The organism is Pseudomonas kielensis (genome assembly GCF_030505375.1).
Lineage (GTDB): Bacteria > Pseudomonadota > Gammaproteobacteria > Pseudomonadales > Pseudomonadaceae > Aquipseudomonas > Aquipseudomonas kielensis.
In genome coordinates, this window is the sequence record NZ_CP130043.1 from 3,008,521 (window position 1) to 3,022,690 (window position 14,170).

General features: G+C 61.1%; 15 protein-coding genes. 6 read left to right on the top strand and 9 right to left on the bottom strand.

What is annotated here, in order from left to right; all coding sequences use genetic code 11:
* Positions 1–30: 30 nt before the first annotated feature.
* Entirely contained in the window at positions 31–1,368 is a 1,338-nt protein-coding gene (gdhA, locus tag Q1W70_RS14000) for an NADP-specific glutamate dehydrogenase (protein WP_166591518.1), read from the top strand.
* Here the strand turns inward: gdhA and Q1W70_RS14005 are convergent.
* From Q1W70_RS14005 to Q1W70_RS14025, 5 genes are all read right to left on the bottom strand, one after another.
* A complete protein-coding gene (locus Q1W70_RS14005) occupies positions 1,365–1,859 on the bottom strand; it encodes a GreA/GreB family elongation factor (RefSeq protein ID WP_166591517.1) in 495 nt (164 codons plus the stop codon). The two genes, gdhA and Q1W70_RS14005, sit on opposite strands and share 4 nt — an antisense overlap.
* Positions 1,860–1,930: 71 nt before the next feature.
* Positions 1,931–2,275, bottom strand: coding sequence for a hypothetical protein (locus Q1W70_RS14010; protein WP_166591516.1), 345 nt, complete (start codon positions 2,273–2,275; stop codon positions 1,931–1,933).
* An 82-nt stretch (positions 2,276–2,357) separates the two neighbouring features.
* The gene (locus Q1W70_RS14015) at positions 2,358–2,663 is read right to left on the bottom strand and encodes a chorismate mutase (protein ID WP_166591515.1); all 306 of its coding nucleotides are present in this window, start codon (positions 2,661–2,663) and stop codon (positions 2,358–2,360) included.
* A gap of 59 nt (positions 2,664–2,722) precedes the next feature.
* Positions 2,723–4,576 (bottom strand): Lnb N-terminal periplasmic domain-containing protein, encoded by a 1,854-nt coding sequence (locus Q1W70_RS14020; RefSeq protein ID WP_166591514.1) that lies wholly within the window; start codon positions 4,574–4,576, stop codon positions 2,723–2,725.
* A gap of 92 nt (positions 4,577–4,668) precedes the next feature.
* Positions 4,669–5,157, bottom strand: a complete 489-nt coding sequence (locus tag Q1W70_RS14025; protein ID WP_166591513.1) for a DUF3015 domain-containing protein — start codon at positions 5,155–5,157, stop codon at positions 4,669–4,671.
* Between the two features lie 277 nt (positions 5,158–5,434).
* Here Q1W70_RS14025 and Q1W70_RS14030 point away from each other — a divergent pair, with 277 nt between their 5' ends.
* Both Q1W70_RS14030 and Q1W70_RS14035 read left to right on the top strand, forming a co-directional pair.
* The gene (locus tag Q1W70_RS14030; protein ID WP_166591512.1) at positions 5,435–7,873 is read left to right on the top strand and encodes a Lon protease family protein; all 2,439 of its coding nucleotides are present in this window, start codon (positions 5,435–5,437) and stop codon (positions 7,871–7,873) included.
* Between the two features lie 237 nt (positions 7,874–8,110).
* A complete protein-coding gene (locus Q1W70_RS14035; RefSeq protein ID WP_166591511.1) occupies positions 8,111–8,452 on the top strand; it encodes a PA4575 family protein in 342 nt (113 codons plus the stop codon).
* 2 nt (positions 8,453–8,454) lie between these two features.
* On the opposite strand, the gene Q1W70_RS14040 is transcribed toward Q1W70_RS14035, so the two are convergent.
* Positions 8,455–10,284, bottom strand: coding sequence for a hypothetical protein (locus tag Q1W70_RS14040; protein WP_166591510.1), 1,830 nt, complete (start codon positions 10,282–10,284; stop codon positions 8,455–8,457).
* A 157-nt stretch (positions 10,285–10,441) separates the two neighbouring features.
* Between Q1W70_RS14040 and Q1W70_RS14045 the strand changes: the two genes are divergently transcribed.
* The 3 genes from Q1W70_RS14045 to bamJ all read left to right on the top strand — a co-directional run bounded on the left by Q1W70_RS14045 (position 10,442) and on the right by bamJ (position 12,090).
* Complete coding sequence (locus Q1W70_RS14045; RefSeq protein ID WP_020296439.1) at positions 10,442–10,930, top strand: TIGR00645 family protein; 489 nt, start codon at positions 10,442–10,444, stop codon at positions 10,928–10,930.
* A 110-nt stretch (positions 10,931–11,040) separates the two neighbouring features.
* Positions 11,041–11,343, top strand: a complete 303-nt coding sequence (locus Q1W70_RS14050) for a DUF6482 family protein (protein ID WP_166591509.1) — start codon at positions 11,041–11,043, stop codon at positions 11,341–11,343.
* A gap of 129 nt (positions 11,344–11,472) precedes the next feature.
* Complete coding sequence (gene bamJ / locus Q1W70_RS14055; RefSeq protein ID WP_166591508.1) at positions 11,473–12,090, top strand: BamJ family beta-barrel-assembly machinery protein; 618 nt, start codon at positions 11,473–11,475, stop codon at positions 12,088–12,090.
* A 112-nt stretch (positions 12,091–12,202) separates the two neighbouring features.
* Here the strand turns inward: bamJ and Q1W70_RS14060 are convergent, their stop codons facing one another.
* The 3 genes from Q1W70_RS14060 to Q1W70_RS14070 all read right to left on the bottom strand — a co-directional run bounded on the left by Q1W70_RS14060 (position 12,203) and on the right by Q1W70_RS14070 (position 14,086).
* Positions 12,203–12,460 (bottom strand): PA4570 family protein, encoded by a 258-nt coding sequence (locus tag Q1W70_RS14060; protein ID WP_166591507.1) that lies wholly within the window; start codon positions 12,458–12,460, stop codon positions 12,203–12,205.
* A gap of 204 nt (positions 12,461–12,664) precedes the next feature.
* Complete coding sequence (locus Q1W70_RS14065) at positions 12,665–13,006, bottom strand: zinc ribbon domain-containing protein YjdM (protein ID WP_166591506.1); 342 nt, start codon at positions 13,004–13,006, stop codon at positions 12,665–12,667.
* A gap of 111 nt (positions 13,007–13,117) precedes the next feature.
* On the bottom strand, positions 13,118–14,086 hold the full coding sequence (locus tag Q1W70_RS14070; RefSeq protein WP_166591505.1) for a polyprenyl synthetase family protein: 969 nt from the start codon (positions 14,084–14,086) through the stop codon (positions 13,118–13,120).
* Positions 14,087–14,170 lie beyond the last annotated feature (84 nt).

Sequence of the window (14,170 nt, forward strand, 5' to 3'; positions counted from 1 at the left end):
CAACGACAATAAATTTGCCGAGACTTTTCCATGATCGAATCCGTCGAATCCTTTCTTGCGCGCCTGAAAAAACGTGACCCTGACCAGCCTGAATTCCATCAGGCCGTCGAAGAAGTCCTGCGCAGCCTGTGGCCCTTTCTCGAAGCCAATCCCCACTACCTGACCTCCGGCATCCTGGAGCGCATCTGTGAGCCGGAGCGGGCGGTGGTGTTCCGGGTTTCCTGGGTCGACGATCAGGGGGCGGTGCAGGTCAATCGCGGTTTCCGGATCCAGATGAACAGCGCCATCGGCCCGTACAAGGGCGGCTTGCGTTTCCATCCGTCGGTGAACATGGGCGTGCTGAAGTTCCTGGCCTTCGAGCAAACGTTCAAAAACTCCCTGACGTCACTGCCGATGGGCGGTGGCAAGGGTGGGTCGGACTTCGATCCCAAAGGCAAGAGCGACGCCGAAGTGATGCGCTTCTGCCAGGCCTTCATGAGCGAGCTGTATCGCCATATCGGCTCGGACGTTGACGTTCCGGCCGGCGACATCGGCGTGGGCGCGCGGGAGATCGGCTTCCTGTTCGGCCAATACAAGCGCCTGAGCAACCAGTTCACCAGCGTGCTGACCGGCAAGGGCATGAGCTATGGCGGCAGCCTGATTCGCCCGGAGGCCACCGGCTTTGGCTGCGTGTACTTCGCCGAGGAAATGCTCAAGCGCCGCGGTGAAAAGGTGCAAGGCAAGCGCGTGGCAATCTCCGGCTCCGGCAACGTCGCGCAGTACGCGGCGCGCAAGGTCATGGACCTGGGCGGCCAGGTGATTTCCCTCTCCGATTCCGAAGGCACGTTGTACTGCGAGGGCGGGCTGAGCGAGGAGCAGTGGTCGGCGCTGCTGGAGCTGAAGAACGTCAAGCGCGGCCGCATCAGCGAACTGGCCACCCGGTTCGCCCTGGAGTTTCGTGCCGGACAAAGTCCGTGGGACCTGCCGTGCGACATCGCGCTGCCGTGTGCCACGCAGAACGAACTAGACGCCGAGGCTGCCGGCACGTTGCTGCGCAATGGCTGCATCTGTGTCGCCGAAGGGGCGAACATGCCAACGACCCTGGCGGCTGTGGATATCTTCATCGAGGCCGGGATCCTGTTCGCCCCGGGCAAGGCGTCGAATGCTGGCGGTGTCGCGGTCAGCGGCCTGGAAATGTCGCAGAACGCCATGCGCCTGTTGTGGACCGCCGGTGAAGTCGACAGCAAGTTGCACAACATCATGCAGTCGATCCACCACGCGTGCGTGCACTACGGCGAGGAGAATGGGCGGATCAACTACGTCAAGGGCGCGAACATCGCCGGCTTCGTCAAAGTGGCCGACGCGATGCTGGCCCAAGGCGTGGTTTAAGCGGCTTCGATGCGGATCACTTCGATCAGTTGATCACCGGCAGGTCGTTGCCAGAGCACTTCATCATTGAGTTGAGCGCCCAACAGTGCCCGGCCCAGTGGTGAGCTCCAGTTGATCAGGCCCTGGGCGGCAACGGCCTGGTCTTCACCGACCAGTTGCACCCGGCGCTCGGTGCCTTGCTCATCGGCGTAGGTCACCCAGCTGCCGATCTGCACCTTGTGGGTCGAGGTGGCCGGGGGCACGACCTGGGCGCTTTGCAGGCGCTGGAGGTAGTAACGCAGGTCGCGCTGCAGATCCGCCAGGCGTTGCGGGTCGGCTTGCTCACCGAGGGCCGACTGCGCGCTGTGCTGGGCCTGCAGTTCGCCGACCTTGTCCTGCAACTGGCTCAGGCCATCGGGGGTGACGTAGTTGGGCTGGCTGCTGACCTGGCGCTCGACGGGCTGGTCGGCTTGGGCGGCGGCGTTATCTTCATTGACGAAAGCGCGGCTCATGGCGGTTCTCCCTGTATGGGGTTTAGGCCATGCTCGCAGGCTTTTAGTTTCCCGGGTTGTTCAAAAGCGACCTACGGCGAGCGATAAGCCCGCGCCGTGTCGCGATCTTTCACTTGCTGCCAGGCCCGATCCCGTTCGTTCTGGTGGCTGTCACGCTCCTGGCTTTCGCGCATGGCCTGGCATTGGCGAAAGCCATCACTCCAGCCTTCGGCGTAGGGTGGCTGTTTTAGGTAGCGCGGCACATCTTTGCGAAACTCCCCGCTGATCGCCCCGGCTGCCTGCCGACCGCTGCTGCAACCGTCATCGAAGCCATCGGCGTAGGCTGGCGGATAACCTCTGGCGAGCAACTCCTGGTGAGTCGACTGACAGCCCGCGACCATCCACAGCAACCCAAGCACCACTGCACCACGCCACATTCCAGACTCCCGCGCCCGTGTTTAACGGTAGATCGGCAGAGTCTGTATCCGGCGCAGTCAGGGATCTGTGAAAAGCCTGTGATTATTCCGTTGGACCGCCCGCCAAGCGACGGTGCTCGGTCAGTTCCTGGTCGATGAACGCGGCGATCATGGCCCGGTACACCTGTTCGGTCACCCCGGGGTGGGCGCCGACTTGTTCGGATAAAGCGCGCACCTTGGCGATGACCTGTTCCACCCGTTGCGGCGCCTTGACCGCATCAACGTCTTTCTTGAAGCGGGCCGCCTGCGCCACATAGGCGCCCCGTTCGGCCAGCAGCGTGACGATCTGCCGGTCCAGGCGATCGATCTGGGTGCGCACTTCTTCGAGGGTGTGGCAGTGGACGTCCATGTTTTTTCAGTTCCTGTTTGTTGGGGGCTTGCCCGTGAAGGCATGCCCCTGAAGATCGCTCAATAGTGATACCACTTCAACTCCAGCATCACCTCATTCTCCGCCGAGGCAAGGTGGCTGAATTCGCGCTGGGCGCTCAGGCGCAGGCCGAGGTTGCGCGACAGTTCCCACTGCTGGTTCAGGCTCAGGCTACGGCGCACCTCGCCGTTGGTGAAGAAGTCGCCGCGGGTTTCCAGGCTCAGGTTGCCCAGCGGGTTGCGCCACAGCAGGCCACTGTTGAAGCCGGCCGCCGGCGAGATGAACTCGGCGAAGTCATTGTTGTGTTCGACCCGCACCGTGCCGAGGGCAAACCCCAGCACATCCTCACCCAACTGCCAGGTACCGCCGGCCCCGCCGTTGACATGGCTGACCAGGGTCTCGTCATCGTGCTTGCCCGGCACCCGTTCCAGGCCGCCGGTAACTTGCCAGGACCAGGGTTGCAGCAGTTCGTTGCGTGGGGTCAGGGAGCGGATGGTGGCCAGGTCCAGCTGTTGCAGCTGCCACTGATTGCCTTCGTACTGACGCAGCTTCATCTGCAGGATTTCGATCTGTGCGCCCAGTGGGAAGCTCTCGGCGTTGTCATTGAGGTCGTGGTAGGCCATGCGCAGACCGTATTCACCGAACGCCTGGTCGCCGCGGGTGCCGATGCCCGCCTGCCAGGTGCGTGATTGGTGGCCGTCTTCCGGTAGCCCCGGGCGCTCGATGTCCAGCTCGGGTGGCGGATTCTGGTTGATTGCCCGCAGCAATTCGAAACTGCGTTGTGCCCGCGCCGGATCGCGTTCCTGGCCATTGGCGCGGTAGCGCTCCAGGCGGTAGGCGGCATCGATGATCAGTGCCTGGCGGTCCCGTGGCAGCGCCTTGCAGGCGGGTGTCTGCAACTGTTGCGGGTCGGCGCTGACCTTCAGTACCCACTGTTGCTCGTCGTCGGACAGCGGCTCGGCGCGGCTAAGCAGCTCGCGCTCGCGGGACGGCCGGTAGTCGATTTTTTCCACCAGCCCGGCGTCTTTCACCGCCTTGACGGTATCGGTGGGAATGGCCGTCAGGGGGAATTGTTCGGTCAGCTTGAGCCCCGGTCGCGCCACCTGCAGCAGCTCCAGCAGGCGATAAGAGCAGTTTTCATCGAAGAAGAAATAGTCGAACTGGATCTGTTTCAGTTCCCAGACGTGCTCGACCATGCGCTCGGTTTCGAGCTGGGTCAGGTTCAGCCGGTACTCCCACAGGTCGCGGTTTTCCAGGCTGCGGTATTCCGAGAGTTTTTCCTGGTAGGGGACCAGGGCGAACAAACCCGGGTAGCCGCCCATCAAGCCCTTCCAGGCATACAGGATGCTGTTGTCCGAGCCTTCGATATAGGCACCGAAGTTGATCGCATAGCTGAGCAGGGCGGTATTGTCGCTTTGCACGCCGGCCTGGTCGATCCGCAGCAGGGTGTGGCCAAACATCGAAGACGGGCTGTTGAGGTAGGCCGCCGGGAAAATCATCACCGCACTGTGGGGCGAGACATCCTTGAACCATTGCTTGAATTCGCTGCAGTCCACCGCGGGCAGGTCGTTGAGCTGCAGTTGGGCCTGCAGCCAGCGGGTACGTGCCGGGTAAACGCATTGTGCATGTTGCTGGCCGAGGCTGGCCGGGGCGTACAGCGCCTGCACGGTGGCGGCCAGTTCGGCATCCGGGTGTTCGGCGCCGTCGCTGGCAAGGAAGAATTTGTGGTCGCTGATGTAGCTGCGCCAGCCGCCGAGCTTGGCGGTTTCGTAGTGCCCCAGGGAAATCCAGAACGGGTCGTTGGCCAGTTGCTGCAGGCGTTGGTTGTCAAGATGAGGCGCGGCGGACAGCGGGGCGCAGACAAACAGCGCCAGACAGGCAAGGCGTTTGAGCATGGTGGGCAACTTAAGTCGAAAAAATAAAGACCAAATGCAGTCAGGTCAAAAAAACAAAACCCGCCCCGTGAAGAGGGCGGGTGTGGTCGAGCTTAAGCTGGGGTGGCGTATTTGGCCAGGCGAGTATCACCCTTGAGTACGGCCAGGGTATTGGTATGCACATCTTCAGCGGTCACGTCAGCCTTGCTGAAGATCTGCTGGAAATGCTCGTGGGTAACGGCGGCGAAGTGCGCACGGTCTTCCGGTGCGACGCCCAGGACCACAGCGTAGGTGGTCAGTGCTTCGCCCTGACCCTTGGCCATGTCTTCGGACAGTTCGTTCATCATGCCGTTCATGGCGAACCAGGACTTGCCACCATAGGTCAGCGCAGCGTTGGTCGCGCAGCCGTTGGTGCCGGAGGTCATGCCGAACGTAGCGTTGCCCGAGGTGCCGTTGGTGGTGGAAGCCAGGAAGTGAGCCGGGGTGCCACGCTGACCTTCGAACAGCATGTTGCCCCAACCGCAATCCGGACCGCCTGGCGCCTGCGCCATGGCGTTGAGGGATACAGCGGTGAAGAGAGTACCAAGAAGAATCCGTTTCATAGCTTTGTTCTCTTTTATGTGCGTACCAATGGACAGGAGTTCTGAGGCCAAACTGGCATCAGTGGGCCGGTTATTAGTCCAGCCGCGCAGTTTGGAGTTTAGGCAGGTTCCGTGGGTTCCGTGGTTTTTTGCAAAATATTCCTCAAACCAGTGATTTAGTCGACACCTGGGCTGGGTTCGGCGTTTGACTATGCTTTTACCCAAGGCGCGCCTTGCCAGTCAGGTGCGGGCAGCGCCAGAATGCCTTCAACTGCCCCGCCTGATGTAAGGAAGCCCGATGCCTGATCCTGTTGCTGCCAGCTTGCGTCTAGCGCCCGAAGCGCTGACCCGTCCGTTTTCCGCTGAACAGTTCAGCTTCTCTACCACCAATGATCTGGAGCCTTTTCGCGGTGTGCTCGGCCAGGAACGCGCGGTCGAAGCCTTGCAGTTCGGTGTGGCCATGCCACGCCCCGGTTACAACGTGTTTGTCATGGGGGAGCCGGGCACTGGCCGGTTCTCGTTCGTCAAACGTTACCTCAAGGCCGAAGGCAAGCGCCTGCAGACCCCGGCGGACTGGGTCTACGTCAATAACTTCGACGAGCCGCGCGAGCCTCGCGCACTGGAGTTGCCATCGGGTACGGCCGGTGCATTCATCACCGACATCAATGGCCTGATCGACAACTTGCTGGCGACCTTTCCTGCGGTCTTCGAGCACCCGTCCTACCAGCAAAAGAAAAGCGCCATCGACCGCGCGTTCAATCAGCGCTACGACCGTGCCCTGGACGTGATCGAACGTCTGGCACTGGAGAAGGAAGTCGCGCTGTACCGCGACAGCACCAATATTGCCTTCACGCCGATGAGTGAGGGCAAGGCGCTGGACGAGGCTGAGTTCGCCCAACTGCCGGAAGCGGTGCGCGAGCAGTTCCATGAGGACATTTCCGGACTGGAAGAACGACTCAACGAAGAGCTCGCCAGCCTGCCGCAGTGGAAGCGTGAATCCAGCAACCAGATGCGTCATCTGAACGAAGAAACCATCACCCTGGCCTTACAGCCATTGCTTGCGCCGCTGTCGGAAAAGTACGCGGAAAATGCCGCGGTGTGCGGTTATCTGCAGGCGATGCAGGTGTACTTGCTCAAGACCGTGGTCGAGCAATTGGTCGACGACAGCAAGACCGACGCTGTCGCCCGCAAGCTGCTGGAGGAGCAGTACGCGCCGAGCCTGGTGGTGGGGCATTCGTTCAGTGGTGGTGCGCCGGTGGTATTTGAACCGCACCCGACCTACGAGAACCTGTTCGGGCGCATCGAGTACAGCACCGATCAAGGCGCGCTCTACACCACCTATCGCCAACTACGACCCGGTGCCTTGCACCGGGCCAATGGCGGCTTCCTGATCCTGGAAGCGGAAAAAATGCTCAGCGAGCCGTTCGTGTGGGACGCGCTCAAGCGTGCCCTGCAATCGCGCAAGCTGAAAATGGAATCGCCACTCGGGGAAATGGGCCGCCTGGCCACGGTGACGCTGACCCCGCAACACATTCCGTTGCAGGTCAAGGTGGTCATCATTGGCGCCCGCCAGTTGTACTACACGCTGCAGGACCTGGATCCGGACTTCCAGGAGATGTTCCGGGTGCTGGTGGATTTCGACGAAGACATTCCAATGGTCGACGAGAGCCTGGAGCAGTTCGCCCAGTTGCTCAAGACCCGCACTTCGGAAGAGGGCATGGCGCCGCTGACCGCCGATGCGGTGGCGCGCCTGGCGACTTACAGTGCGCGGTTGGCCGAGCACCAGGGGCGCTTGTCGGCGCGCATCGGCGACCTGTTCCAGCTGGTCAGCGAGGCGGACTTCATCCGGCACCTGGCCGGCGACGAAATGACCGACGCCGGGCATATCGAACGTGCGCTCAAGGCCAAGGCCACCCGGACCGGGCGCGTCTCGGCACGGATTCTCGATGACATGCTGGCGGGGATCATTCTGATCGACACCGCCGGTGCGGCCGTGGGCAAGTGCAACGGGCTGACGGTGCTGGAAGTCGGTGACTCGGCGTTCGGCGTGCCGGCGCGGATTTCCGCCACGGTCTATCCGGGCGGCAGTGGCATCGTCGACATCGAGCGGGAGGTCAACCTCGGGCAACCGATTCACTCCAAGGGCGTGATGATCCTCACCGGTTACCTGGGCAGTCGTTATGCCCAGGAATTCCCGTTGGCGATCTCGGCGAGTATTGCCCTGGAGCAGTCCTACGGTTATGTCGATGGCGACAGTGCGTCACTGGGCGAGGCCTGTACGCTGATCTCGGCCTTGTCGAAGACGCCGCTCAAGCAGTGCTTCGCCATCACCGGCTCGATCAACCAGTTCGGCGAAGTGCAGGCAGTGGGTGGGGTCAACGAGAAAATCGAAGGCTTCTTCCGGCTCTGCGAAGCTCGCGGCCTGACCGGTGAGCAGGGCGCGATCATCCCGCAGGCCAACGTGGCCACGCTGATGCTCGATGAGAAGGTCCTGGCGGCGGTGCGGGCCGGGCAGTTCCATGTCTATGCGGTGCGCCAGGCCGACGAGGCTTTGAGCCTGCTGGTCGGCGAGCCGGCCGGTGAACCGGACGAGGAGGGCCAGTTCCCTGAGGGTAGCGTCAACGCACGGGTGGTCGAGCGTTTGCGCGTGATCGCGGAAATGATCAGCGAAGAGGACTTGAAGGAGGCGGAGAAAGAGCTGGCGCTGGAGGCGTTGGCCGAAGCCAAGCCGGCTTGATCTAGACCTCTACACCCACGACCTGTAGGAGCCGCCGGCGGCAGCTTCTACAGGTTTTTTTTTGCCGAACAGGTGGCGTCAAAAAACCAGCAACGACCATTCGGCGCCTGATCACCCTCGGCAACTTGCTGATTCCACTTTTCTTCTATGCTCAGGTCTAGGATATCGACAGTTATCACTGGATCGAGACAGCCTTCGCGTGGAGGCTGAATACCGGATCTATCGAGGGTCGCCGCCATGTCGCGCAACCTCTGCCTTACCCGCCAATGCCTGGGCCTCGTGACCCGGATCGAATGCAGTGTGCGCCCGCTTGCCGGCGATACCGGCATGTGGACCTTACTGTTTGCCGCCGGCATGGCAGGCGAACAGCCCTCGGCCATCAAGGCCCAAGGCCCGTTTCACGGCCCTTTTGTGGCTGAATCCATTCTCGACACCATCGTTGAGAGCCTGACCCTGCACGGTTATCAACTGGCCGACGACCCGCAGATCTGGTGCTTGCACCTGCAAGCCCAGCTACGGGAAATCAACGGTGGCCGGTGCCGCAACCTGGATGGCTTCGATACGACGCCAAGGCATTAACGTCACTGGGCAGGGGTGAGGTTCGGCACCTTGTCGAGCTTGACCTCAAAGCCATACTCGATGGTTTCAAGGTCAGTGCGCTGGTAGCTTTCCAACTGGGTCGGCTGACCATAGAAGTAGTGCACGTCCAGCACTGCGGGTCCCTCTGTGCTGGCGTCATGGCTAACCAGCAGAATCTCCTTCAGGTAGTTGCCGCTCGCGTCCTTGGCGAAGAAGCGCCAGTCCTGCGCGGGGAAAACCTTCTGGTCCACCAGCAGGGCGTTACCCCTGAGTTCGAGGCCCTTGGGCAACTGGCTGGCATCGATGCCGTGCTTTTCGATATGGGCGAGAAACAGCGGCATGGAGCCCACGGCGTAAGCCGGGGTCTCGGGGAACAGGGTCAGGTCGTAGGTGATGGTGGCGCGCAATGGATCGATTTCGAAGGCCTCGGCTGGCAACTCGATGGGAGTGCCACGCTGGCCATTGTCATCCTGGGTGAAGAAGGTCAACGGAGTCGAGCCGGGGTCGAATGAGCTGCCGAGGAGTTCATCGTTGAAGCTGCTGGGGTGGTCGAACTCGATGCGCGCAGCACTGGCGTCCTCCACCGACTGGGTGATGCGGATGCTGTTTTTCAGTTGTTGCGCGTCCAGGCTTGCGCCTTTGAGCCAGTTGCCAGCCTGGTCGTCATAGACCACCACGGGCGGGGTGAGGCTTTGAATGGTTTTGTCGGTGGTGTTGCGGTCAAAACGCCTGATGGGCAGATTCAGTTCCTTGCGGGTCACGGTGACGGCGGAAAAATCCAGCACGTTGACTTCCAGGCTGTCGATGGGGCCATCGAAATACACCTTGGTGTAATGATGGCTTTGCTGGCGCTCGAAGGCTTGCAGTTCGTCATTCAGCTGCTTTTCCAGAGCCTCGCTCCAGGCGGTCTGTTGTTGCATTTCGGCCAGCTGCTTTTGATAGAAGGCTATCTGGGCGGCGTCTTCGTTGATTGAGCCGGCGCGTGCGAGGAACTGCCCGGTCTGGTCCCGGGCCTGGACGATCAGCGGATTGAGTGGGGTATCGCCGACCTCGGGGGCCAGCACTGCGCGGTTGTCGACGGTGACTTCGGCGTAGTTGTTCTCGAGGCTGTGCAGGGTGACGCTGACGTTGGCCTCGGTCCGGGTTTGCCCGATGTCCTTTTTTGTCAGGTTGAAGGTCACGACCTGGTGCGGCGCGATCACTTCGACCTTGCCTTGCAGGGTCAGGGGCTGCGGCTGGCTGCTCTTGGCGACCTCCAGCCCTTCGACAAAGGGGTAGGCGAGGGTCAGGTCATCCGGGGCCGTCAGGCTGGAGCTTGAGGGGCTCAACTGGATGCCGGGGTCGGTTTCCGACCATTCGGCCTGGAAGGGGATGACCTGTTTGTTGCTCAGGGTGACCGATTGCCATTCCAGGCCGTGGGGGAAGGGAAACTCCGAGGGCATGTTGAAGTTGAACGGGAACACCGGCTGCAGGTCGGTCAGGTAGTCGGAGCTGGCATCCTTGCGCAGGACAAACAGGCCATTGATGTAGGTGTCGACCAGCGCCTGCGGGCTTGCGTAGTGCCGCAGCAACGCCATGGCGTCGTCACCGTACTCGGTTTCGACCGGCTTGCCCGCCAGCTTCTGTTGGGCGCGTTCGAGCAGCAGTAGGGAGCCGCCGAGACTGGATACGGCGTCCTTGAGCTTGGGATCGGTGATGGCGTCCAGTGACTTTTCGAACTGGGCAGTCTTGTCTTCAAGGCTTTGCGCAGGCTTTTCGTCCGCGGGCGAGCAGCCGCCAAGCAGCGCCATCAGGCAGAGGCCGATCGTCGTTAAGGGCAAGCGCACATCCATTTTCCAGTATTCCCGTACGACGCACGTGGGTGCGAACGCTTTGGACACTAGCAGAAAACCCTCGGTCAGACTTGTAGGTGATGGATTTACCAGCGGTTTATGGGGGTTTGAGCGGCTGATATACTCGCCGCCATTTCCAGCCCTGGTGTGAGATTCAATGGAACGCTTTATCGAAAACGCAATGTACGCTTCGCGCTGGTTGCTGGCCCCCATCTACTTCGGCCTGTCCCTGGGTCTGCTGGCCCTGGCCCTGAAGTTCTTTCAGGAAGTCTTCCACGTTATTCCCAACGTCTTCTCGATGGCCGAGTCGGACCTGATCCTGGTCCTGCTGTCGCTGATCGACATGGCCCTGGTGGGCGGTCTGCTGGTGATGGTGATGATCTCCGGCTACGAAAACTTCGTGTCCCAGCTGGACATCGACGAATCCAAGGAAAAGCTCAACTGGCTGGGCACCATGGATTCGTCGTCGCTGAAGATGAAAGTCGCGGCCTCGATCGTGGCGATTTCCTCGATCCACTTGCTGCGTATTTTCATGGACGCCAAGAACGTCGATCCCGAGCACCTGAAGTGGTATGTGATCATCCATATGACGTTCGTGATTTCGGCGTTCGCCATGGGCTACCTGGACAAACTGACCAAGCACTGATAACCCCGCAGGTGGTAACCGGACAGGCGGCAGCGTTGGTGGCTTGTGCTTTGGTGCGTCGAGGCCTATCCCTGTAAGGGTCCTGGCTCGCCAATGCACGGGGTGTGCACATGAACCTGCAAGAGTTGAACGCCTATGCCGTTGCCGGCAAGGTCGATGAGCTGAACCTGATCTCCATGGAAGGCGGGATTTACCTGCTTGAGGCACGGATGCACGGCGCGGCCTACCCGCTGAGCGACACCCAGGGTCGGATGATGCACCTGCGTTCGGTGGAGCATGCGCGAGAAATGCTCCACGCCTTTCCCAAGCTACCGTTCAATCTGGTCCATACCTCGGTCCACGACGAGATGTGCGGCCTGGGCGCCAGTAGCGAGGACAGCCTGAAGGTGCCGATCGCCTTCCGTTCGGACTGAGGGCGCTGGCCCCCTGATCACGGCACGGGCAACTGTGCTAGTCTGCTCGCCCTTTTGGTTCCGGGCGCTCCGGGATGCGCTGTGTACGCACGGCAATGTCTCGGGCCGTCCGCACAGCGGAGCAGTGTCATGTCCGAAGTAAATCTGTCCACCGACGAAACCCGCGTCAGCTACGGCATCGGCCGTCAGCTGGGCGACCAGCTGCGTGACAACCCGCCACCGGGTGTAAGCCTGGACGCAATCCTGGCAGGCCTGACCGACGCTTTCACCGGTAAGGAAAGCCGCGTTGGCCAGGAAGCCATGTCGGCCAGCTTCAAGGTCATCCGTGAAATCATGCAAGCCGAAGCGGCCGCCAAGGCTGAAGCAGCGGCCGGTGAAGGCCTGGCATTCCTGGCTGAAAACGCCAAGCGTGACGGCATCACCACCCTGGCTTCCGGTCTGCAATTTGAAGTCCTGACTGCCGGTGAAGGCGCCAAGCCATCCCGCGAAGACACCGTGCGTACTCATTACCACGGCACCCTGATCGACGGCACTGTGTTCGACAGCTCCTACGATCGTGGTCAGCCTGCAGAATTCCCGGTAGGCGGCGTGATCGCTGGCTGGACCGAAGCCCTGCAACTGATGAACGCAGGCAGCAAATGGCGTCTGTACGTGCCGAGCGAACTGGCTTACGGCGCTCAAGGCGTTGGCAGCATCCCGCCGCACAGCGTTCTGGTATTTGACGTCGAGCTGCTGGACGTTCTGTAAGACTTGACCCTCTAGGAGCGGGCTTGTTCGCGAATGCATCACCTCGGTTTCTACTCGGAATCGAGTCGATTGCTTCGCGAGCAAGCTTTGCGCCTACAGGGTTTTTTGTTTCTCATAGTTCGATCTTGTGGTGCAAATCACTCACCGGGCGCAACGCTCGGGCATAGCAGAACAGAAACAGGTTGCGCACCAGCTCCTTGAGCACCACCGGTTCGCTGGAGTTCAGACCGTTGAGGTCGAGGTCTCCCTGGTCCTGCAGTTCGCTCAAGGCTTCTTCTTCCAATACGGCACAGACTTCCCCGGTTTCCCGATGCAGGATCCTGAGGTAGGGGTGTGGACGGTCCAGCCATGCATCGATCAAGTAAGTCATGATGCTCATCTCCTTTCTGTTGGTTTGATGAGAATAATTCTTATTCAATTAATAGCAAGTGCCTATTGGCGGTTTCTGTGGATTTTGTGCGGGTGGATTGCCCGGGATCAAAACGGCTGGCGTTTTGCTATTGGGGCTGGAGGAGGGCTTGCGAGGGGGAGGGAGCAGCCATCCCGCGCGGACGCGCGATGGCTTGCAGCAGGCTCAGACCTTTCTGACGAACTCGGATTTGAGTTTCATCGGGCCGATGCCGTCGATCTTGCAGTCGATGTCGTGGTCGCCATCGCACAGGCGGATGTTCTTGACCTTGGTGCCGACCTTGACCACCAGCGAGGTGCCCTTGACCTTGAGGTCCTTGATCACGGTGATGGTGTCGCCATCTTGCAGGACGTTGCCGACCGAATCCTTTTTCACGGTTTCATCGGACGTCGCCTCGGCTTCGCCAGTGGCGGACCACTCGTGGGCGCACTCCGGGCAAATCAGTTGGGCGCCATCTTCGTAGGTGTATTCGCTATTGCATTTCGGGCAGGGTGGCAACGTGCTCACTAAAGCTCCTTGAGTTCAGGATGGCTAAAAAGCGCACATTATATAGGGTTTTATCGCAGGGGGGGTATCTCCTGCTGGAGCGAGCTTGCTCGCTCCAGCAGGAGTGGCACGTCAGTGCGTGCGGGCGACCGCAAACTCGCTCAGTTCAACCAGTGCATCGCGGTACTCGCTGGCCGGCAGCGTTTCCAGGCACTGGATCGCGCGGGCTACGTAGTCACGCGCCAGTTGTGCGGTGTATTCCAGGGAACCAGAGGCTTCCACGGCGGCCCGGATGCTCTCCAGGTCTTCGATGCCACCTTTCTGGATCGCCTTGCGCACCAGGGCGGCCTGTTCTGGCGTGCCTTCGCGCATGGTGTAGATCAGTGGCAGGGTCGGCTTGCCTTCGGCCAGGTCGTCGCCGACGTTCTTGCCCAGGGTTTCTGCGTCGCCGCGGTAGTCGAGCAGGTCGTCGACCAGTTGGAACGCCACGCCCAAGTGATCACCAAAGGTGCGCAGGGCTTCGCTCTGTTCCGGGGTTGCACCCGCCAGGGCAGCAGCGCTGTGGGTCGAGGCTTCGAAGAGCATCGCGGTCTTGCCGCGGATGACTTCCATGTAGGTTTCTTCGGTGGTGCTGGCGTCGCGCACCTTGGACAGCTGCAGGACTTCGCCCTCGGCGATGATCCGCGTGGCCTGGGAGAGGATTTTCATCACTGGCATGGAGCCCAGTTCAACCATCATCTCGAACGAACGCGAGTACAGGAAGTCGCCGACCAGCACGCTCGGGGCATTGCCCCACATGGCGTTGGCAGTCGAGCGACCACGGCGCATGCCGGACATGTCGACCACGTCGTCGTGCAGCAGGGTGGCGGTGTGCAGGAACTCGATAGTGGCCGCCAGCAGGCGCATGTCGTCGCCTTCGCGACCCAGGGCCTTGCCACACAGCAACACTAATAAAGGACGCAGGCGTTTGCCGCCAGCCGAGGTGATGTAGTCGCCGATTTTCGATACCAGCGGCACTCGGGAAGTCAGCTGCTTCTTGATGATGCCGTCGACGGCGCTAAAATCGTCCGCCACCGCGCGGTAGAAAGCTTGGGGTTGCATCAGCGACAGGTGCTCCATAAGGGTTGCGCGGCATGCTAGGACCCACGCCTGCGGGTGTCAAGGCGCGATGGACGGCCCCTTGCA

Coding starts and splice junctions, on each gene's coding strand:
- Q1W70_RS14035 (WP_166591511.1), top strand. CDS start 8,111: ATGTCGCGCAACCTCTGCCTTACCCGCCAATGCCTGGGCCTCGTGACC.
- Q1W70_RS14060 (WP_166591507.1), bottom strand. CDS start 12,460: ATGACTTACTTGATCGATGCATGGCTGGACCGTCCACACCCCTACCTC.
- Q1W70_RS14030 (WP_166591512.1), top strand. CDS start 5,435: ATGCCTGATCCTGTTGCTGCCAGCTTGCGTCTAGCGCCCGAAGCGCTG.
- Q1W70_RS14070 (WP_166591505.1), bottom strand. CDS start 14,086: ATGCAACCCCAAGCTTTCTACCGCGCGGTGGCGGACGATTTTAGCGCC.
- Q1W70_RS14020 (WP_166591514.1), bottom strand. CDS start 4,576: ATGCTCAAACGCCTTGCCTGTCTGGCGCTGTTTGTCTGCGCCCCGCTG.
- Q1W70_RS14015 (WP_166591515.1), bottom strand. CDS start 2,663: ATGGACGTCCACTGCCACACCCTCGAAGAAGTGCGCACCCAGATCGAT.
- gdhA (WP_166591518.1), top strand. CDS start 31: ATGATCGAATCCGTCGAATCCTTTCTTGCGCGCCTGAAAAAACGTGAC.
- bamJ (WP_166591508.1), top strand. CDS start 11,473: ATGTCCGAAGTAAATCTGTCCACCGACGAAACCCGCGTCAGCTACGGC.
- Q1W70_RS14040 (WP_166591510.1), bottom strand. CDS start 10,284: ATGGATGTGCGCTTGCCCTTAACGACGATCGGCCTCTGCCTGATGGCG.
- Q1W70_RS14025 (WP_166591513.1), bottom strand. CDS start 5,157: ATGAAACGGATTCTTCTTGGTACTCTCTTCACCGCTGTATCCCTCAAC.
- Q1W70_RS14050 (WP_166591509.1), top strand. CDS start 11,041: ATGAACCTGCAAGAGTTGAACGCCTATGCCGTTGCCGGCAAGGTCGAT.
- Q1W70_RS14045 (WP_020296439.1), top strand. CDS start 10,442: ATGGAACGCTTTATCGAAAACGCAATGTACGCTTCGCGCTGGTTGCTG.
- Q1W70_RS14005 (WP_166591517.1), bottom strand. CDS start 1,859: ATGAGCCGCGCTTTCGTCAATGAAGATAACGCCGCCGCCCAAGCCGAC.
- Q1W70_RS14010 (WP_166591516.1), bottom strand. CDS start 2,275: ATGTGGCGTGGTGCAGTGGTGCTTGGGTTGCTGTGGATGGTCGCGGGC.